This is a genomic window from Paenibacillus sp. Root444D2 (assembly GCF_001426375.1).
Lineage (GTDB): Bacteria > Bacillota > Bacilli > Paenibacillales > NBRC-103111 > Paenibacillus_E.
Map to the genome: position 1 here is coordinate 649,618 of NZ_LMEO01000045.1, position 20,664 is coordinate 670,281.

Genomic DNA, 20,664 nt, shown 5'->3' on the forward strand with positions numbered 1-20,664 from the left:
AATCCCCTCCGCTAGAACAATCTGGATCCATTTATTTTTTTGGCAATTTGATTAGCTGATATAACGAGCGCAAAGGCCAGTAAAGATTGGAAAATACCTACAGCCGCAGCGAAGCTAAAGTCGCTGTCAATCAATCCTCGACGGTAAACAAATGTTTGGATAACATCTGCGGTTTCATAAGTAGGACCACTGTACAATAATAAAATTTTCTCGAATCCGACCGAAAGCATTTTACCTACAGTCAAAAGCAGCATGATCGTGACGACGGTTGAAATCCCAGGCAGTGTAATATGAAGCAATTTACGCCATCGATTTGCCCCGTCCATCGTCGCCGCCTCATACAGTTGTGGATCGATAGAGGTCAATGCCGCCAAATAAATAATGGAGTTCCAACCAATACCTTGCCAGATTTCAGAGCCGACATAAATGGTTCGGAACCACTGCGGCATGGACATGAATGTTTTCGCTTCCCCGCCAAAGAGCTTAATCACTCCATTAATGAGACCATCGATAGAGAGAAAGTTAACCAGCATACCTACGACTACAACGGTAGACAGAAAGTGCGGAACATACGTGACGCTTTGAATAAACTTTTTGAAAACTTTTAATTGCAGCTCGTTTAACAATAAAGCGAACACGAGTGAAGAGGGGAAATAAAAAATAAGTGAATATAGGTTGATGAGCACTGTATTGCGAACCACTTGCCAAAAATATGGATCTGTCAGAAATTGGCGAAAATACTTCGTCCCTGCCCACGGACTATGGAAGAACCCCTTGACGATTGAATAATCTTCAAATGCCATCAAATTCCCCACCATGGGTGCATAGTGAAAAATAACAAAATAAGCAAACGGTAATAGAAACATGAGATACAGCGGCATGCTCTTGCGGATATTTTTTTTAATCGCAACAATTGGTGTATTTTTTTTAATCTCAACAACTGGTGTCAAATATCTCCACTCCTTTCGGGAAAATAAAGGGACAGGCTGCCCAGAAATCTTAGCAACCTGCCCTCTCACTGCATGAACTTCGAACGTTATTTCACGCGGGCTAAGGCATCGTTGTAAATTTTGACAATATCATCTGAACCTTTTGCTTTGAGTTGTTTAACGAAGTTATCCCAGTCATTAAGTGCACCGTCTGTCACAATAAATTTATCCATGTTTTGAGCCAAGTAAGCATCAAGCTGTGTACGGATTTGTTTCAGCTTCTCGCGCTCTTCTTTTGTAAATGGAGGGTCATTAACGAATTGAACATTTTCGCCTGTATCCAAAGCTTTAGATGCTTTCGTGTTCCAATCTAACCATTCCTTGGAGTTAAAAGGTAATCCCGCATGATCGTCATTGTTCAGAGCAAGCCCGAGGTAGCCCGTGCCATACTCCGATTGCAGTGCATAAATTGCACTTGGTTGTCTATCCTTATACTTGTTGACAACAGCGTCAGTCAATTTGTAAGTGCCATTTTCACCAGTGAAATCTTCGCCTTTATTACCGAAGTTTGTAACCTCAATACCCTCTGGGGAGTAGAACCAATCCATGAATTGAACAACTTGTTCCGGATTTTTCACTTTCGCATTAATGACATACGATTCCGATAAGTGGCCAAGTGCATAGATCAGGTTACGCTTTGCACCGCTCGGAGATGTCATGGTATCCAACATATCAAACTTAGCATTCGGATCTTTCTTCTGCAGATTAATATTAAACGTGCTAGCGAAACCATTATTATCTTGGAAATAGAAGGATTTTCCTGAGTTTAGCTTTTCTTGCCAAATTTGCGATGTAGCCGTAGCATAATCCGGATCAAGAAGCTTCTCTTTGTAGAGTTTATTCAACCATGTGATAGCAGTTTTAAACTCTGGCATAGCAGGACCGAATTTGTATTGTTTATCTTTCGGCTCGTAGTATACTTTCGTACCGTTAAAGGTTGTGTATCCGCTTCCAAATGCGAAAGAAATTGGATTGATTAGATTTTCTGTTCCTGTTAGTCCATTTGCAGCACGAGCTGTAAATGGATATGAATCCGGATTCGCTTCTTTCATTTTCTTCATCACTTGATACAATTCATCATAAGTAGTTGGCTTTTTCAAACTTAGCTTATCAAGCACATCCATACGGATCATCGAAAGCTGGCCGCCAACACCCTGCCAATTCGCGACAAGAGGGAATCCATAAAGCTTACCGTCAATTTTGTTTTTGTTAATCTCTGGCTGCTGGGAAATGACTTTCTTCAGATTTGGCATTTTGTCCAAATAGGGTGTCAAATCCAGGAATGCTCCTGTGTCAGCAAAGTTCTGTATATCATCTTGTTTAACAAGCATCACATCAGGCAGTGTATTCGTTGCGATCAACGTTTTCTTTTTATCATCGTAGTTGCTTTGAGGGACACTTTGAAGATTCAGTTTTACATTTTTACGCTTTGAAATTTCCTGAACGGCTTTTGAGTTGGCCACGATAGCTTGCGATGCGTGTTCGTACCTCATCCAAGTCAGCGATAGCGGTTGGGCCGACACCGGAGTGCTTGAAGCACCAGCCGTAGTTGCTGGAGTCGCCGTATTATTCGTTGAAGTCGTTGAACTGCTTCCGCAACCGCTAAGTACACTAGATAGCACTAGTAATGAACCAGTTACTGCCATAATCCCCTTTTTTGATTTCATCGAATAAATCCTCCCATGTAATTGGTTTGCCCTACACGAGGATCATAGCACACCATTTTTGAGCATTTGAATATCCAAATTGGCGTTTAAAGCACCATTTTTCCGCTATTCGGACCTTGATTCATTTCTCCGCTATGATGCAAAAAGTCGTAATGCACGATATAAAATCGCGGCAACTCATCCATAAACCTATGTCTGATGATGTTCGTGCTGCAAACTCCCAATTCCGAGCTATCCGTTGTAGGAGTAGCCTTCGTGAAACAAGAAGACCGCTCCCAGCTAGGGAAGCGGTCTTCTCTCGAATAATATTTATATAACGACATGCCCGGTAGTCAGCGGGTCAAATACCGATCTTCGGCATCGTACCTACAAGCAGTTTACCACCTTCATGTTCGGCTACTTGCTGCTAGCATTACCTGGCACAACAACGACTCTCGTTGTTGCAACAAAGCCGCCGTCCAGCGTTGTCGCAGTAATTTCCGCTTTCCCATTACTTACACCTGTAACCAGACCTGTTAACTCATCTACCATGGCAATACTGGAATCACTGGAACTCCACAAAATTGCTTTATTGCTTGCATTGGCAGGAGATACGGTTGCAACAAGTCGTTCAGAGTTGCCTATGCCTATTGCAATATTTTTCTTTTCAAGCTCCACCGTTTGCGCAGCAATCGCTGCCGGATCAACGTACAAATATACTCTCAATGGTGCTTTGAAGAACGGCAGCATATCGCTTGTTACACCCTGCGGAAGCTTTGTCTCATCAACAACACCGGTAAGGTTGCTAATTAAAGAATTAAGTTTATAATTCGCTTTAATAGCTGCAACATCCCAATTCACTGGCAAATCAACTGAAGGAAGCACACCGTTCTCTGCCCCCGGTTTATAGGAGGTATACGCTTTAATTGTAGATGGGAACAGGGCTTTAATTGCACTCTCGGATGCCGTACTGATATTGAAAGATGCAGGAACTGCAATTTCACGATCAAAGCTTTCATATTCCCTGATAATGTTTACAGTATCACCCTGCTTAATCCAGTCCTCGGTAACTCTCGCAAATGCAATATTCTTATAATTGCCCAAGGATTGATTAGCAGAGTCCTTATCCAGAGATGAGAAAAACCGGCTAAAGCTGATCAGGATATCCCCATTCTCGCCTTGCGTTACAGCAGGGTAATGGTAGCTTCCCGTACTGCTTCTTGTATCCAGAACGAGATGCTTTCTATATTTCCATGTCTTTCCTTCATCATCTGAAAGAGCAACAGCCAACGTGTTCCGGCTCGATTCCGTATCTACGTGAACGAACACCCAATTGCCGCTCTCAAGCTGCAGAAGATCGTGTCCTACACCCGGGTCCTGCAGTTCAGGAACGTCCTTGACCGTTGACCATGTCAATCCCTTATCTTTGGACTCGGAAGACACCACTCGATAAGGTCTTGGACCGTTATCACGCATATAAGCTACGATCGTGCCGTCTGTTCTTTGAGCCATCGTGGCCTGAATGTTGGCGACACCTACGATAGGCTCGCTCATCTCCCAACGAACCGAGTTGTCCTCAAGAGGTTGGGAAGGATCATACTCTGTAAATGCCATAATGCTCATTTCCAGGACATCCGAATACAGGGGCAGAAGCAAACGAACTTTGCCGTTGCCAAGATCTACCGCAAACGGCTTATCTTTGGTCTGCCAGCCGATCCGACGGGCTAACGGATAACCTGAACGAGGCTCATAAATTTTGTCCGCTACTGTCGGAGCGTACAGATATTGAGTTGGGTCGCCGCCACTGAGCTGCATAATCTGGGTGACTAGACCATCAAATCCAGCTTCATTTATCTTACGGCTCATACCTGCTCCTCCATCTGCAACTGGTTTGAACAAATACTCTTTTTGCTCAGCAAGCTTGGCTTTTATCGTATTCACGAAACCTTTTGCTAACTCTGGACGGGCAACAACAGGTGGTGTGGCCCAAGAAGGTCTTGATGTTGCTCCAGGTCTATCATCGAGTGACAGACTTATATGGTCGTCTGGGCTGTTCGGATCGACTGTACCGCCAATGTTTTTACCTAGCTTAATCCCAACATTTTCAGAAAATGTCCAGTTAGGCACATTGTTGCCAATCTGTGCAATCTCATAGCTGCCTTTTTCGGCATAAGCATATCTAGGTTGAGAAGTTTGCCATCTGCCCGCCAACACGGGATACCAGAAAAACCAGAGACGGTCGCCGGAATCAACGTATACGACAGGATTAATATCAGCAATATCTTGTGCGTTGGTCATTACAAACGGTGTCAACCACGTTTTTCCACCATCCGTTGATCGTGCTCCCATAATCCGTGTCGTAGTCGCATCTCGTTCGCCATTTCCCTGAAACCATACACATAACAACTCTCCGTTTGGCAATTCTACAATGCTGGAACCGTGTATGTGGTCGCCTGCAGCACCATTATCCTTGATTGGATTGAAAATACTTACAGCTTTATCCGAATAGCTAAATGTTCCCGTAGGAGCAGCGAAGGCAGCAGGAACTATACTTGTTACAGAGATCGCCGCACAAACAGTCAGTGTAGTTAGTAACTTGAATTTCCCTTTCATCTACATTACTCCTTTCAATGGGTAACTTAGTTAACTTTAATGATGCATTTATAAATGGTTCCGTATTGGTTGCTTACAGTAGTTATCATTGCAGTTCCTGCTTTAAGTGCAGTCACGACCCCTGTCGTGGAGTTAATTGTAGCTACAGCAGCCAAATCTGAAGTCAAAGTAAGTGAATTGATTGCTGCATCGAACGATTCTCCGCCTATCGTTAGGTTGTACTTGAGTGGCGTAGTCTCTCCTACGTTTAGTACAATTGTCGGCAATTTTGTAACACTGTCATCAGTCGGTGTGAGTCCAGCGCCGTAAGTTGCTGTCGTAACAGAACTGAATAACGTCCCAATCTCGTTGTTTGCGATTTTAGAGAAGCCAATCGTTGGGCCAGATGGCGTTTTATAAGTGTAGTTCATCAAAGCGTTCCCAGCACTGTCAACGACAACCGATGGATATTCATAGGTCTCACCATTGTTCATGCCATCCTTAATCATGATCGGCTTCCAATGCAATCCTTCATCGGAAGAAATCAATAAACTGAAAGAACTTCTATTACCGTCTTGCGTAGGCTTAACTACGCCGCGTGCGGTTTCTTGATTTGTAGCTATCAACCAGTCGCCATTTGGAAGCTTGGATAGTTCAAAGCCGCCATCATTTTTCAAGTAAGGATCGACTTTCGGAACACTCCACGTTACTCCGTTATCGGTTGACTCTGAGTATGTCGTATTCCATGCCATGCGTCCGTTTCTGCCGTCTAACTTACCGCTTCTAAAGTAACCGCGAATCGCGCCATTATTCATTCGAATCAGCGAGCCCTGAATCGTACCTGATCCTACAATAGGGTCACTAAATTTCCAGGTAATGCCGTGATCGTCGGTATAGGCGCAAACTGAATTTGACAACGAATCCGAATATAACGGCAAAATTAATCTTTTGGTTACGCCATCTGCAAGTGTTACTTCAATCGGTTTATTTTTGGTTTGCCATCCAAGTCTGCGGTAAATGGGTCCCCATGTATTCACGTTATTATCTGCACCAGAAGCACGTTCAATTGAATTTTTAATAATTGGCGGCTCATATTTGGTATAACCACCAGTACCATTCGAAGTAAAGACTCCAGTGGTAAGCAAATTGACGACTTCAGCTGTTCTACCTTCATAAACATCATCGTAAGGCTTTTCAGCATTCAAATATGTAATGTACTGATCATATTTATTTCTCATCGAGACAACAAAGCTGTCTGTAATATAACGCGAAGCAACGTCAAACTTTGAAGTTACTGGTACATACTTTGACGGGTCCAGAGGACTATTGGCAGTCACTGAACTTGGTTTTACAAACTTAATCTCAGCACCCTTGATGCCATAGGTCCACTGTCCATTTGAGTACTTACCTTCGCCAACCATGCCATCCCCAACATTGGTGTAGATTGGCTGTGGATAGTGCCACTTCGCATTTCCGCCATTGCGAGCGTCATACTCATAGCTGCCCTTATCGGCATACATAAACTTAGTTTGAGTAGATACCCATTGTCCATTGTAAATAACGCCGTAGAACAACCATAGTCTTTCTTGGCTATCTACAAAAAGAACCGGGTTGTTATCTGGGAAATCCCATGTATCATAAACAACGAATGGTTCTGTCCAAGTTTTACCACCATCTTTCGAGCGAGAACCGATTAGTTTAGTTAAATTCCCATCTCTTTCACCATTTCCGTTAAACCATACAGAGAAGAGCGAGCCATCTGGCAGTTCCACCATTGTAGAACCGTGATTAGCTAGAGTGTCGACGGGCATCATTCTAGAATGGGTTATGCCTTCCGGCGCTGCTGCATCCGCAACTACAGAACCAAACATACTAAAAGCTAAACTTAGAGACATTAAGAGGCTTAAACGTTTCATCTTCTTCAAACTGGGTCACGTCCTTTCATATTGTTAATAAAAACTACCCTTTTTGATTTCTGTTTTCTTTCCACTTGTAAACGTTTACATAGTAATCAGTGAATTCAACTATACTTTGCCCATTTGTTCTTCATCGAATAAGTCCTCCCATGTCATTGGTTTGTCTTACAAGAGGATATTAGCACACCACTTTTGAGCATTTGAATATCCAAATTGGCGTTAAAAGTACCGTTTTTCCGCTATTGGTCCTTGATTCATTTCTCCACTATGATGCAAAAAGTTGCTTTGGCGGAACGTTAAACATTTCCAATCGAATATTGCTGGCTCTGCCCCCCTGATTTTCCGACATGGAGCTTCCCAACTCAGCGCCTCTTTTCTTCAAGTTCATCTGTCAACTGAGAGACATAGGCAATTAATTCATCCGCAATCCGCTCATGGCATTGGTCAAACGGTAAGATCGGCTCTCTCACGTGTGGTGTACCGTATGTCCCTTGCCTGTATAGGAGTCGTTTGAAAAAGTGGATCGACACGTCCAGATGCTGGTTCGCGAACGCCAAAACGGGAAGAAGCCGATAAAATAACCTAACAGCCTCCGCTCTCTTCCCTTCCGCGTACATTCTGTATATCGCGGTATACACTTCATGCATGCCAGTAGGCATAAAGGCATGAATCCCACGGTCCAAGCCCTCAATAAACTGTGTCACGGCCCATCCTCCAGCAACATGCAGGCCGCCGCCCGTCGCTTCCAGGACCTGACTGTACTTTACACCTGCTGGAACCACCTCGATTTTATAGCTGCGGAACGACTCAATCTCGCGGAACAGCTTGGCGATTAGCGGAACAGGCACACCGAAACCGGAATGATCCCAGTCTTGCAGCATCAAAAAGCCAGGATTAACACCGGCAATCTCCCGCACATCCCGCTCGTATTGCCCGTCGTCCTGATACGGAATATTCACAAGGATTCCAGCACACCCAAGTCCGATGAATTGTTCCGCATACTTCAACCTTTCAACAGGAGAAGCCGCTGTTGCTCCTCCGATGACAGGAACACGTCCGCCTGCTTCCTCCACCACAACCTGGGTCATACGCAGCCTTTCCTCTGGCGTCAGGTGATACAGTTCCGCAGCCAGACCGGGAACGAGAAAGCCCACTACTCCCGCGTCCAGCGCCAACCGGACATTCCGCCGTAGCGAAGCCTCGTCAAGCTCGTTCTGTATTGTGAACGGGGTGTTCAAAACCGTAATAATGCCGCGCATTGTTAACGGATCCACAGCTGCCTCACTCCTTGATTTCACGATGTTCTTACATCCGTTCGAATGACGGTCATGCCCCTTAGTCATATCATATTAGTACACCTCCCTGTTCAGGGATTTGCTCGACTGCGCAACCTCAGTATAAGCGCCTCGCGAAAGTGATGAACATCACCAAATTGCCATATCATGAACCATTTTAGCGCCTCCAGGGTATGTTCCATTTTTCCGCCTATGTCTCATTTTTCTTCCACACTGCGGTGTAAGTAGGAAGCATGTGCATTATGTTTCATATATCTCCTATGATTTGGTAAGAGAAAAAGAGAGCCATGATTTACATTAGCTCTCTTTTTCAATTACCCAAATGCTCCCGAAATGGGCGCTCGGACGCTCGTCCCAAAGAACTTTTTTCTTTGGAACCTTTATTTTGTATGAGAAGATAAAAGCTCCTATGCAAAAAAGCTCCTACTGCACTGAATTGCAGTAAAAGCTTTTGATAGAAAACAACGATTTAATGTTACTGTATCCCAGCCGTCACTGCGGTTTCTCGACATTATTTTGTAACCCTAAACCAAACGCTCAGCATCCACAATAATCCCCCCCAGCCTCTATATACCTAGGCTTCAGATTGTTGTTAACTCATTTGATGTCTTTATTGTAATACAGAGTAGTTATCGTTTACTTTAGCGGTAAAGACAAAAAGGAGCAGTGATTTTTATCCTAATCTATAATGGCAGCTAAATGACAAAGCGTCGTATGTCTTAGCATATAAAAAAACACTAAGCTGCCAATGATAATACTTGGAAACTTAGTGTTTTTTAGCTTTCATCTTCTTCATCGAGGGTCCTCTATTTCTTGATCCCCGTTTCCGTGAGATTCACCTTTACATACAAACCCACGTTCATCGTTGGATAAACTTTTTTCCATTCTTCTTCATTCCAATTTCGTGTTTTGCTCCTTACGAAATCCCCTAAACCGAGTGGATCGATCCCTTCTTTTTTAAACAACTTTATTAGATCCAATCCGGTTGTGTGAAGATCATTTTCTAAACTATCTTTGATTCTTTGAAGCTCTTGTTTTGGAAGACGAACCTCCCTTGCATCTCTAATTTTAGCGTTTAAGACAAGGTTGATCATCACATTTGGACTTTTCGGATCTGGATTGATTCGATAACTCACTTTTGACCCGATGTTCTCCACTGCAAGGTAAGACTCATCGTCAAGCTTTACCTCAATGGTACCGTGATTCATATTAGTAAGAAGCAGTTTCATGAGCCGCGATTGTTTTTCATTCAGGGATACTACATACTTATCATTCTTGAATAATGCTGTACCCGAAATCATTACTTGACCGTTTTGCAATTTAAGGAGCGGCAAAAACGGGTCCATTCCTTTACCTATAAGGGAATATTCGAATTCGTGAAGATTTTGGCTTGGAAGAAGCCCCTTACGTGTAGTTGTATCGAGTAAATTGTACAAAAACATCCCTTTTTCTTCTTTTGAACTGAAGTTTTCTTCCAACAGTTTCTTTGCGCTTCCATCGACAACGGCCAAGTACATTCTGCGCGAAAAAAAAGCATTGCGCAAAAACACATCCAATTCTTTTGCCAGCCCATTTGCTGCCATATCTTTTCCATACAAAACCACAGAAAGTTTCCCTGGATTCAGGGGCCGATCTAACTGCATACTCATTAATTCTCTGATACCCAAGCTTGTATGACCCACTTTTGAGAACAACTCGGTTGAAACAGAACCGGGTTTTCCGGATTGAAACTTGGGCACTGCCAACGTAATTTCGATTTGATTCTTTGTTGACTCATCGAATGCAGAGACAATAAAAAGATTTATTCTATCCAAAATTTGTTGTTTCACACATCCTGTTAACAATAAGCAGGCAGCCAGTAGTCCGAATAAAACCCGACTCATACCGTTCTTCTCACTTTCATTCTGACTATATCGAGTATGTACATAAATGGGATATACACATAAATAATGCATAATCCGATCTTTGATAACCACGATTGAACAACTTCAATACTGTTTCGATCTGGAATCAAACATACGGCAGTGAAAATCAGAATCAAAAATATCGGCAAGACTGTCAATTGTTTTATAGTGAACATTAACTTCATCATTCGGCTTGAAGCCCAAAGACATAAGCATACGATAGGAAATAACCGTAATACCGTTGCAGATGCACCGATAAATTCAAAATGTTCAATGAAAGGAAATTGAATAAATTTATATTTCGATAATGCCGGCCAAATTTCGGTTGATAATTGCTCGGTTTTGAACAGTAACACTGAATAGATAATTTCGACAAGATAAATCGTTGTCATGGCTATAATTGCCCAATGTGCCCACCTTTGCGACTTTTTTGGTGTTTTAATGAATGTGTAACAAAAAAATAGCATCTCCACGCCCATATAAGAAAAGGTCAATTCCTTTGTTGCTTTGATGATATCGCTTGGCGAATGATCCATTATGGGCGATAAATTATTAAAATGAAGAAATGGTGCCGTAAAAAACATGGATAAAAAAAGAATATTGTTTATTAAGCTAAGCAAACAGATACCCACGATAACCCGAAATCCTCCTGCAACCATGTAATACGTAAGCAAGAGTAAAACTAAAGCCAGCGGCCAAGTTTTCATATCAGGAAATATCCATACTTGTATAACTTCAATAAAATGCCGAATTTGATAAGTAGAATTCAGCAGGAAATATCCGATAAAGATAAGGTTAAGACCACCACCCGCCCATTTTCCGAAAAACTGTTGATGGATATGTATAAGGTCCGCCTCATTATCGTTGAGAATTCGATAAATCATATATATGACGACATGTATAATGATTGCGCAAAGGAGGACGGAAACCCAGGCATCTTGGCCGGCCAATTGAATAGGCTTGATCGCCATGGACAGAAATCCTAACCCGAACTGCATCGATTGAATCACAACGAAAATCAGATAGGGTGATACGGTATACCTTTCATTAACTGTTGAATTCAACTATTTCACTCCCAAAACTGAATCATTCGTCGATGTCTTTTTTTAAGTTTGCATTTCTCTTATCGAATCTTACTGGATTTTTCGTTCTGAAAAAACCTGGTCGATGATGAAATTTTGAAAATGGAGGACGTATTACCGTATCGTACAGGTTTGAAATCCGAAAAGGATAAAAAGGAACTAGGTAAGGCATCCCGAGAGAAGTTAATCGCAACAAATGGGTAATAACAGCAAGGGCACAAATGAAAATACCTAATAATCCCCATACTTGTGCTGCGATAATAAACGGAAACCGAAGAATACGTATTGTTGTACTCATGCGATAAACGGGAGTTGTGAAAGAAGCCATAGCCGACAACGCCACAATGATTAATAAAAAGTTGCTGGTCAGAGCGGCTTCAACAGCCGCGGTACCGAGTACGATACCCCCAACAATACCGATTGTTTGTCCGATTTTGGTAGGTAATCTAGCACCTGCTTCCCGTAATAGTTCAATGACAAGCTCCATAATGAGCACTTCCACAACAGGAGGAAAAGGTACATTTATCCTGGAGGAAATAATCGTGGGCAAAAAAATATTTGAAATACCGTGACCGTGATATGTCATAACAGCAACATATACGGATGAGGCCAAGACGGAAAACACAACAGAAATAATGCGGATCAACCGAATGATAGAGCCGATGATCCATGGCAGAAAATAATCTTCATAGGAGGTGAAAAATAATCCCAAGGTAACAGGTCCTAGAATCGCAGTCGGGGACCCGTCAACCAAAATACAAACCTGCCCCATTGTTAAACTCCAAGCAACGCGATCCGTCCTTTCGGTCCCAAGCAACTGAGGAAAGATGGAGTTTGAATTATCTTCGATCATTTGTTGAACCAAGGTTATATCTGACACCATATCGAATTGTAAGTTCTCTAAACGCTGGATACATGTATTTACATATTGTTCATTCGTAATTCCATCCATGTAACAAATGGCCACTCTCGACTCGGACACACTACCTACAATGATCTCTTTTATTCTTAACTTGGGAATGGGAATTCGCTTGCGGATCAGGTTAAGATTGGTGTCCAGCGATTCAACAAAGGCTTCTTTCGGTCCTTCCACGTTAAATTCGATTTCGGGTTTGGTTACGTCGCGGCCTTTTGATAAAACGGCATTGATCAATAGGCAATTTGTATTTTGAAGACCATGTTGTATGGCTACATATCCACGCAATAATTTATTTCGAATGTAATTCCAATCGGAGGACATTTCTTTTTCGGCAACCGGGATCAACTTGTACAAATCATCCAAAGAAACATCCGAATCTTTACTCAAGGTACCAAGGATATGTTCGTGCAAGACCTTTGACTCAGTAAGTGATTTAAAATAGCCAATGAAAAAAGGCTCCGTGTTGGTTTTGTGATAGAAATAAAAAAAATCGGATGATTCATTAAGCTCTTTCCATACTTGAGGTACTGAATTCATTATTAATCACAATTCTTTCCTGATTTTTAAATTCGATTTATTTTCTCTCTTGCAGCGGACAACTATACGGACTATTATGAATACTCTACATTACTCACAAAGGATCGGCGCCGATCTAGATTCATCCATGAACACCGCTCTCAGTTCCGTGCCGCGATTCCGCAAGCTATTGACTACAAAAAAAGACCAACATCTGTTGGTCTTTTCCTACGGCTTAAATTGCAGTGCAAAAACTAAACTACATTTCAGATTGAAGTCTTTCCATTTGTCTGCCTCCGATGATGGAATAAGTAGTAGATTACAAGAGTTAAAATCATGATAAATCCGCCTATAAGGTACATCATGTGATAGTTTGTCTTTGCTGCAAGAATACCGAGCAAATAGGAGCCTATTCCATACCCTGAGTCAAAAAACACTAAAAACGTACTGATAGCGATTCCTCTACGATGACCTGGTGAAGCTTTAACCGCAATGGTCATAAAGCTAGGAAAGATAGCACCATATCCGAGCCCAATAATTCCTGACGCAATAAGAAATACAGGTGCCGAATAAGCTTGGCTTAACCAGATCATCCCGAAAATGTATAAGATCATTCCTGGATAAGCAAGGACATGCTCTCCTTTTCGATCGAACAATCGCCCGGTAAAGGGTCGAGTTAGAAGGATCATCAATGCGAGTATGACAAAAAAGTAGCTTGCAATGCGCTCCAGCCCAAGCGTTTTGGCGTATACGGAGATAAATGTAGATAAGGCACCATAAGAAAACGCAAGAAAAAAACCGGCTATGGAAATGGGTATCGCCGACGTCTCAATGTAACGTCGAAACCCTTTGACAACTGCGTTTGATGTTGAATGGTTCACGTACTTCGGGAAGCTTGTAAGCATCCCGAACAATAAGGACAGCAGCGAAAATACAACAACCGCAAAGAACATGACTCCATAGCTAGTGTGCGTTGTTATCCATAGGCCTACAAAAGGCCCAATGACCATCGCGAGACTCATAAACAAACTAAAATAGCCAACTCCCTCTCCTTTCCGATGTTCAGGGATAGTATCCAGAACAATGGCTGAAGTGGATGTAGTCACCATCCCAAAAGCAAAACCATGAATAAACCGCAATACGAGTAGGACAGAATAGTTGTCAATCCATATATACGACAAACTACATAATGTAGAAATAATTAACGAAATAATTAAAAGTTTTCGTCTGTTTATCTCTTCTAACCACTTTCCGGTTAAAGGTCTGGAAATGACCGCAGTAATGACAAAAAACGTGATAACAAGTCCAATGCTTTGCTTATTCCCATGTAGCTCATCGAGTACAAATTGCGGCAAGGTCACGACTAAAATATAAAAAGTCATGAAGATAAAAAAATGACTTAAACTTATCGTTACGAAATCCCGACTCCATAATCTTTCTTTCTCGACGCTGATCCCTTCTTTCTTTAAACAATTCAGCTTCCATGCTTTGCAGTTAGTTTCATAATTCAATGTTAACCACTTACACCCAACGGATCATATACTTGAAGGCTAGAATTACGTTTCCCCGGATTATTATCATCTATACTGTCCGCTTACGAGGCTCCGATAAGAAAACAAAGCTGCTTCATCCGGAGTAATTCCAACGCAAAAAAGCCCAATGAGCTAATTGACTTTAGCCATTGGACTTTTTTATTTAATAGCTTATCTATGACATTATACCGATTCCATGAATGGCTGTTCTATTCAATTACTATTTTATCTCCACGACGAATTCGACCTGTTTGGATCACCTTCGCATAAACTCCCATGGCTCCCTTATTATGCTTGACTGCTGCCCGCAAGACTGATGGGTCATTAGGCAGATCTCCTTGAGACAAGGTTGTCATAATGCATCGGATACAAGGTTGCGTAACTTGAAGCACAACTTCATCGCCTATTCGTATCTCTTTGCCAATCCAACTGTTTTCAACAAATCCTTCTTCATCCGGTACATCGATTACAATATTGGTCCTGAAGCGTTTAACCTCAATCCGGCTTTCCGGGATAAGCTCCCTCAATTTGTTTAGACTTGCCGTTGTTAATAAGTGAATGATACCAATATCATAGAAAGTTCCTTCCGGAGAACTGCGTGTAAAAATCGTATTCCGATTGTTTAGCCCTTCAATGTCAGGTATATATCCCTCAAATTGAACATCTTCAGTTTCAGATGAAAGCGTGGCTATTTTGACCGGCCTGGAAAGTTCGTCCGTCAGCCTTTGATTTAAGTCTCCATCTGTTGTCACACCCCAACTGCCATCGGGAAAAGTGATTCTAACCACAGGAAGCTTCGCTGGATCTTGAGGCGGTTCAACATAGGCAGCCCGATAATCGAACATGTTCGGCCATTTTAAGGGATTCTTGGCATTCGCAAGTTTACCTGTTGATGTATCAATTAACGCAAACTTACGATCTCCAACAACTCCTTTTTCTGTGATATCGGTTGCATTTAATTCTTCGCCCATCATGGATTTAACGGGATATCTCCACAACGATACTACAGTAGGCTGACTCATAGGTAACATCTCCTTAAAACTGATAATTCTCCCCATTTCACACTAATCATTCCACTATATCTGAACCTGCATACTTTGTTTTCTTAACTTTAATTTTATTCAAGACATATATCAATACCGTTTTTTCGATCTTATTAATAGATGAAATAAATCGATCTACTGTTCTGTTCTGTTTCGCAATGGCTTTCTCGGGTGATTTTGGTAGCTCACCGTCTATGTCTTTTTTCAGCACATATCCTTTTGTACCATCCTCTGATTGGCGTTTTATTTTTCGGTTCTTCGGATTTTAAAGTGGAGACAAACTCAAAACATTTCACTTATAAATCGGAGAATATGGTGGTATTTCACTAAAGACTTGATTTGTATCGATTTCTTAGTACAATAGTTTTATGACTACTCAAACTCAAAAATTAATGAATGATGAGCACAGGGCCAGAATATTTAAGGCATTAGCTGATGAAACAAGATTGGAAATCATTCGAACTCTATATGCCAATAAGAAGGAGATGAATTGCGGAGAAGTGGGAGACATTCACGGTACTTCAAAATCGAATAATTCGTATCATTTGCGGACTTTAAGGGAGGCGAAATTGATCAAGGTACGAAAAGAAGCTCAAACGAGGTATATGAGTATCGATATGGAGACCTTTCAAACTTACTTACCCGGATTTCTGGATACGTTGTAGAAAGAAATTTTTTTTATTCAATAGTTCAATAATATTTGAACTATGAAACTAAGTTATCTTTTGTATCAATTGGCATTTAGTCAAAGAATTCACGCGACTTTCTGTCCGAGTTGGTGTATTGTGAAGCACCTCGCTGGTGTCCATTGTTCACCCTTGTCGTCTGCCTGCTAGCTGCGAGGTGGCTTGGTCCCTTGTTATCAGGTGTGAAATTTAACTTCATCGTATTATAACATATTATTCAGAGGTGATTTCGTTGTCTACTTATCTGCTCATTCACGGCGCGTGGCACGGAGCTTGGTGTTGGGAAAAAATCGTTCCTATGTTAGAAACCGCCGGTCATCGTGTAATTGCTATCGATTTACCCGGACACGGAGAAGACCAAACCCCAATTTCAGAGGTATCGCTTGACATGTATGTAAATCGTGTGGTAGCTACTATTGATGGTCTTGATCAAGAGGTTATTCTAGTCGGGCACAGCATGGGCGGGATTGTTGTATCGCAAGCAGCCGAGTACCGTCCGAATCGAATTAAATCGCTCGTTTATTTAACCGCATTTCTATTACAGAATGGTCAAAACATGCTCGTGATTCCGCCTAATCCCAATATGCGGGTCTCTGAAGATGGGAGCACAATTACCGTTCCCGCAGACAAAGCAAAGGATACGTTCTACAACAATTGCCTAGATGAGGATTTAGTCGGGGCAGTATCTCGGTTACAGGTACAAGCCACGAATCCATTTGTGACACCGGTGAGCCTGACGGAAAAAAATTTTGGTCAAGTCCCTCGTTATTACATTGAAGGCCTTCGAGATAATGCCATATCAATCGACATGCAAAGGCAAATGCAAGCCGCATCTCCCTGCAAGGAAGTATTCACGTTGGATTCAGACCATTCGCCGTTCTATTCAACTCCAGAACAACTATGTAACATTCTGCTCAATATTGGTTAAAAGTGAGTAGCTTCGTACCATGACCCCTTTATCTCGCAAGGGAGCGGTAATTCGTGAACACGGGAGCTAGGGCCATAATTCGCTTGTTATGATGAAAAACGCCGGCGCGGGGGATTGAACCCTTCGCCGGCGTTATCTTTAATCGGTAACTTTATGGTTGACGGCAGTCAAACGTCGGGCCGCTTCCCCCGCTTCACGGTACGCTTTGTCCAGAATTTCCTCCCATTTTAAGATGGCTGTCCCTTGCGCCCTAATGATTTGATAATCCTCGATCCCTAGGAAATTAAACATAGATTTAAGGTACTTGTGCGAATATTCAACCTCCGTATACCAATCGTCGTTCGTATAGACGGAGCCGCTCCCTTGAATAACGAGCATGCTGCGGCCGTCGTATAACAATCCGACGGAGCCGTTCTCGGTAAATTTATACGTCTCGCGCGGAATAATAATCGTATCCATATAATCCTTCAGTTTAGAAGGAATGTTAAAATTGTGCAGTGGCATCGCAATGACATATTTAGTCGAATCTTTGAACTGTTTAAGAATCTCGTTCCTTCGATCCGTGACTTGCTGTTCGGCATCAGTAAGGGGCTCTCCCTTCCGAAGTTTATCACTGGCGCTTAATACCGTATGGTCCACAACTGGAATCTGTTCGCCGTACAGGTTGACTTGCTCTACAGTTTCCGTTGGATTTAGCTGCTTATATATGCTCAGGAAATGGTTCAGTACGAGCAAACTAATGGATTGTTGCGACTCCACTTGGGGGTGGGCATTGATAACTAGCATTTTGGACATTATATAATCATTCCTTTTGGTTTATTAACGATAATTTAAATCGTCGATTGAACTATGTGTTGAATTCCCGCCCGAGACCTGTCCAAAATATTCGGCAAATTGAGCAAGTCGGGAATCGTCAGCTCCGTGCTCGGAGAATTTTTGGTGGAGAAGGGCTTATAATTTACCGTTCTCCAATTTCTCAATTAAGGTGAAAATATCAATACCAAGCAGAGTTGTTTCTTCCGGTTCACGAGTAACGTCGGGCATTTTGCACATTGGGAAGTTTTCTTCCGGTACATAGGTATCGGTCCGCCACTGATACTTTGGCTTACGTTGCTTTGCAAGCTCCTCTGTAAAAAGAATTCTGGCTCGTAGGGCTTCGAACGAATAGCCCCTACCTAAACGGTTAGTGATACGGATAAGGCTATTCAGTGACTCGGTATAAGCGTTGGTGACGCGATGGTCGAAGTAGGCGAATATCTCTTCTTCCCAGTTCTCCATAGCCTTTGTAAGAGGCCCAAAAGCCGCATGGAGTTCATTTGGTAACTTAGCTTTCCAATCGTGATATTTGAGGTATGCCTTTTGTCTGCTATCGCTATCCCATAAGTCAAAGAAAGATTCCTTCAAGTTATACGCAATGCCAAGAGACGGGTAATGACTCGTCCATAGGTCAAGCAGTATCCTATCCATATCTGTAAGCTCTTTATGGCGTTTAAGTAGGATAAAACGGTCGTTCATAAGCCCACGCCGTGCCTTCGGCGATAAGCCCTTTTTAAGCTGTTTGCGGATGGTTTCTAACGCTTGGTTTGCCATACAGAGAACGGGAAACTTATCGACGATGATAATAGCTTTTGGCAATACAGCCCTCACAGCGTCCTTATACGGTTTCCACATATCCATTGTTACGTATTGTATTCGTTCTCTATTTGTAAGGCGTGAAAGACAGTCTACAACGGTTTCCTTGTTACGATTGGGCAGAACGTCTAACAAAGTTTGTTCCTCCATGTTGGTTAAAACGCATCTTGGCTTGATAAGGTGTATTTCATCAATCCCAAGCCAATTAGGAGTTTCAAACCGAAGCGTTTCTTTAACACGATTGATGTAATCACGAAAGATGTTACGAACCGTTTTTTCATTCAGTCCAACATCGTCAGATATGCTGACAAACGTGCGTTTAAGGCTTTGCTTCTCTACATAAAACAATAATCGTTTGGTGCAGCTTCGCTTCTCGTCTATGGTGTGGTCTAAGCGTTCCCAAAAGGTTCGATTGCAGTCTCTACAGCGATACCTCTGACGCTTTATTAGAAGCCCTACACGCTTGCCGTTAATAGGCAAGTCCATACAAATCTGTTCCCTGTTATCGTGCTTGTAGAGGTTCGTTAGGCATCCGCAATGAGCACATGTTAAAGGTGGAGAGTTCGTCACCACCTGTATTAGAAAATCAAATTCATTCTCACGAATACTTAGGATGTTGAATTTTGGAAGATTAAGAATATCCATTTGAGTTTCTATGCATTTATGATTCTACAAGCTCCTTCTTTGTTTTCTCCTGAGCAGGCAAAATGCCACTTGAAAAAAAAGCTAACAACGAACCGACAATGCATAAAGCCGCAAATAGGCCAACGGCGGTAAAACCGTTAAAAGTCGCATAAAGCAAGCCTGCGATCCAAGAACCGAGTGTTGTCGCAGCGTACATGGCTGAATTGGCCATGCTTGTGATCGTGCCACGAATCGTCGGATTTAATGAAGTCAGAAGTCCCATGATTAGCGGAAATGATATTCCCATGTTAGCGAAAATGAAAAAGTATGCACCTTCGAAAGCCGAAACCGACGACAAATGAGGTAAAACTAGAAAACATGCAATGGAAACAACAAAGCCAATAACCAGTGTGTTGAAACGACCCAATATTTTGATCACATAAACACCGCCGATGCTCCCCACCATATTCCCAAGACCCAGAAAAAACATCACGAACCCCACGTGATCGACCGAAAGCTCAAAGCGGTCTGTCATCCATTTTCCAATGAAAGCAAAAGCAGCCATGAATCCGCATTGAAACAAGAAATGAGCCAGGAAAGATCTTCTCGCCATTCGGCTGTTCAATAGCAGGACATATCTTTTAAAGATTGGCATCTTGGTTCTTTGGTCTTGATTCGGTTTCATTGCGGGCAAAGTGTAAAAGATAAATACCGTCGCTAGCAGCGAACATGCGCCGATTGTATAGAAAGGATAAGACCAATGAGTTGCAGCAAGCAAACCTCCAATAGGTATGCCGAACGCTTGGGCAGAAGCCAAGCCCGCCATTACAATTCCGAATACTTTGGCGACCTTCTGCGCAGGAAACAAAGTCGGGATGGAGGCCCAGATTTGAGGCGTTGTAAACGCTGCGCCGAATCCGGCCAAAGCGCGGAATAAAAACATCGACCAAAAATTAAAGGCAAAGCCGCATAAGATGGTTGAAATCGAGAAGCAAAACATCCCAAAAAGCATTACTTTTTTGCGATCCCACCCATCGGAAAGCGGACCGGCAATGAGTGCAAATATGGCATAACCTAAAGCGTAGGCTCCCACCATCCAACCGGCATATTCGGTCCGGATGTGAAACAATTCCTGAAGAGTGGGGATAAGCGGAGAAATGATAAATGTATCCGTACCGATAAGAAACATGATGACGAAAAATAAAGCTGTTAATTTATTCATGTTATTCACCCTTTGTGGTTATTTTAATAGTTCAAATAATATTGAACTAATGAACAAAGAAAGAATTTCTTTCTATACCTCCTGATCTCATATGTTCTATCCTCCTTTCTTGATTACATGTAAGTATTGTAGTGAAAA

Annotated in this window: 15 protein-coding genes; 2 read left to right on the forward strand and 13 right to left on the reverse strand. The window is 42.3% G+C overall.

Translation table 11 applies throughout. The features are described 5' to 3' along the window. Positions 1-11: 11 nt before the first annotated feature. The 10 genes from ASD40_RS24305 to ASD40_RS24350 all read right to left on the reverse strand — a co-directional run bounded on the left by ASD40_RS24305 (position 12) and on the right by ASD40_RS24350 (position 15,413). Complete coding sequence (locus ASD40_RS24305; protein ID WP_235549362.1) at positions 12-950, reverse strand: ABC transporter permease; 939 nt, start codon at positions 948-950, stop codon at positions 12-14. Between the two features lie 86 nt (positions 951-1,036). Then, positions 1,037-2,656 (reverse strand): extracellular solute-binding protein, encoded by a 1,620-nt coding sequence (locus ASD40_RS24310; protein ID WP_057305720.1) that lies wholly within the window; start codon positions 2,654-2,656, stop codon positions 1,037-1,039. Positions 2,657-3,052: 396 nt separating this feature from the next. Beyond that, positions 3,053-5,248, reverse strand: a complete 2,196-nt coding sequence (locus tag ASD40_RS24315; protein ID WP_057305721.1) for an exo-alpha-sialidase — start codon at positions 5,246-5,248, stop codon at positions 3,053-3,055. Between the two features lie 26 nt (positions 5,249-5,274). Continuing rightward, positions 5,275-7,143 carry an exo-alpha-sialidase gene (locus ASD40_RS24320; protein ID WP_235549411.1) on the reverse strand — a complete coding sequence of 623 codons (1,869 nt, stop codon included), beginning with the start codon at positions 7,141-7,143 and terminating at the stop codon, positions 5,275-5,277. A gap of 362 nt (positions 7,144-7,505) precedes the next feature. Next, positions 7,506-8,486: a dihydrodipicolinate synthase family protein gene (locus ASD40_RS24325; protein ID WP_082562417.1), complete on the reverse strand. Its 981-nt coding sequence runs from the start codon at positions 8,484-8,486 to the stop codon at positions 7,506-7,508. Positions 8,487-9,244: 758 nt separating this feature from the next. Then, positions 9,245-10,393, reverse strand: a complete 1,149-nt coding sequence (locus ASD40_RS24330; RefSeq protein ID WP_082562418.1) for a Ger(x)C family spore germination protein — start codon at positions 10,391-10,393, stop codon at positions 9,245-9,247. Then, positions 10,318-11,406, reverse strand: coding sequence for a GerAB/ArcD/ProY family transporter (locus tag ASD40_RS24335; RefSeq protein WP_057305724.1), 1,089 nt, complete (start codon positions 11,404-11,406; stop codon positions 10,318-10,320). Before ASD40_RS24335 ends, ASD40_RS24330 begins: the two co-directional genes overlap by 76 nt. Positions 11,407-11,428: 22 nt before the next feature. Further along, positions 11,429-12,880: a spore germination protein gene (locus ASD40_RS24340; protein WP_057305725.1), complete on the reverse strand. Its 1,452-nt coding sequence runs from the start codon at positions 12,878-12,880 to the stop codon at positions 11,429-11,431. 245 nt (positions 12,881-13,125) lie between these two features. Beyond that, on the reverse strand, positions 13,126-14,370 hold the full coding sequence (locus tag ASD40_RS24345; RefSeq protein ID WP_235549364.1) for an MFS transporter: 1,245 nt from the start codon (positions 14,368-14,370) through the stop codon (positions 13,126-13,128). Positions 14,371-14,600: 230 nt separating this feature from the next. Beyond that, positions 14,601-15,413 carry an MOSC domain-containing protein gene (locus ASD40_RS24350; RefSeq protein ID WP_057305726.1) on the reverse strand — a complete coding sequence of 271 codons (813 nt, stop codon included), beginning with the start codon at positions 15,411-15,413 and terminating at the stop codon, positions 14,601-14,603. Between the two features lie 389 nt (positions 15,414-15,802). Here ASD40_RS24350 and ASD40_RS24360 point away from each other — a divergent pair, with 389 nt between their 5' ends. Together ASD40_RS24360 and ASD40_RS24365 are read left to right on the forward strand one after the other, a co-directional pair. Next, entirely contained in the window at positions 15,803-16,099 is a 297-nt protein-coding gene (locus ASD40_RS24360; protein WP_057305728.1) for an ArsR/SmtB family transcription factor, read from the forward strand. Positions 16,100-16,352: 253 nt separating this feature from the next. Further along, positions 16,353-17,048 (forward strand): alpha/beta fold hydrolase, encoded by a 696-nt coding sequence (locus tag ASD40_RS24365; protein ID WP_057305729.1) that lies wholly within the window; start codon positions 16,353-16,355, stop codon positions 17,046-17,048. A gap of 138 nt (positions 17,049-17,186) precedes the next feature. Here the strand turns inward: ASD40_RS24365 and ASD40_RS24370 are convergent, their stop codons facing one another. From ASD40_RS24370 to ASD40_RS24380, 3 genes are all read right to left on the reverse strand, one after another. Next, on the reverse strand, positions 17,187-17,843 hold the full coding sequence (locus ASD40_RS24370) for an FMN-dependent NADH-azoreductase (protein ID WP_057305730.1): 657 nt from the start codon (positions 17,841-17,843) through the stop codon (positions 17,187-17,189). A 156-nt stretch (positions 17,844-17,999) separates the two neighbouring features. Next, a complete protein-coding gene (locus ASD40_RS24375) occupies positions 18,000-19,325 on the reverse strand; it encodes an ISL3 family transposase (protein ID WP_057305731.1) in 1,326 nt (441 codons plus the stop codon). A 16-nt stretch (positions 19,326-19,341) separates the two neighbouring features. Next, a complete protein-coding gene (locus ASD40_RS24380; RefSeq protein ID WP_057305732.1) occupies positions 19,342-20,526 on the reverse strand; it encodes an MFS transporter in 1,185 nt (394 codons plus the stop codon). Positions 20,527-20,664: the final 138 nt, after the last annotated feature.

Bases quoted from the DNA above. Each gene is read 5' to 3' on its own strand.
- ASD40_RS24340 (WP_057305725.1), bottom strand. From the start codon at position 12,880: ATGAATTCAGTACCTCAAGTATGGAAAGAGCTTAATGAATCATCCGAT.
- ASD40_RS24310 (WP_057305720.1), bottom strand. From the start codon at position 2,656: ATGAAATCAAAAAAGGGGATTATGGCAGTAACTGGTTCATTACTAGTG.
- ASD40_RS24360 (WP_057305728.1), top strand. From the start codon at position 15,803: ATGACTACTCAAACTCAAAAATTAATGAATGATGAGCACAGGGCCAGA.
- ASD40_RS24330 (WP_082562418.1), bottom strand. From the start codon at position 10,393: ATGCATTATTTATGTGTATATCCCATTTATGTACATACTCGATATAGT.
- ASD40_RS24350 (WP_057305726.1), bottom strand. From the start codon at position 15,413: ATGAGTCAGCCTACTGTAGTATCGTTGTGGAGATATCCCGTTAAATCC.
- ASD40_RS24325 (WP_082562417.1), bottom strand. From the start codon at position 8,486: ATGACTAAGGGGCATGACCGTCATTCGAACGGATGTAAGAACATCGTG.
- ASD40_RS24370 (WP_057305730.1), bottom strand. From the start codon at position 17,843: ATGTCCAAAATGCTAGTTATCAATGCCCACCCCCAAGTGGAGTCGCAA.
- ASD40_RS24315 (WP_057305721.1), bottom strand. From the start codon at position 5,248: ATGAAAGGGAAATTCAAGTTACTAACTACACTGACTGTTTGTGCGGCG.
- ASD40_RS24320 (WP_235549411.1), bottom strand. From the start codon at position 7,143: ATGAAACGTTTAAGCCTCTTAATGTCTCTAAGTTTAGCTTTTAGTATG.
- ASD40_RS24380 (WP_057305732.1), bottom strand. From the start codon at position 20,526: ATGAATAAATTAACAGCTTTATTTTTCGTCATCATGTTTCTTATCGGT.
- ASD40_RS24375 (WP_057305731.1), bottom strand. From the start codon at position 19,325: ATGGATATTCTTAATCTTCCAAAATTCAACATCCTAAGTATTCGTGAG.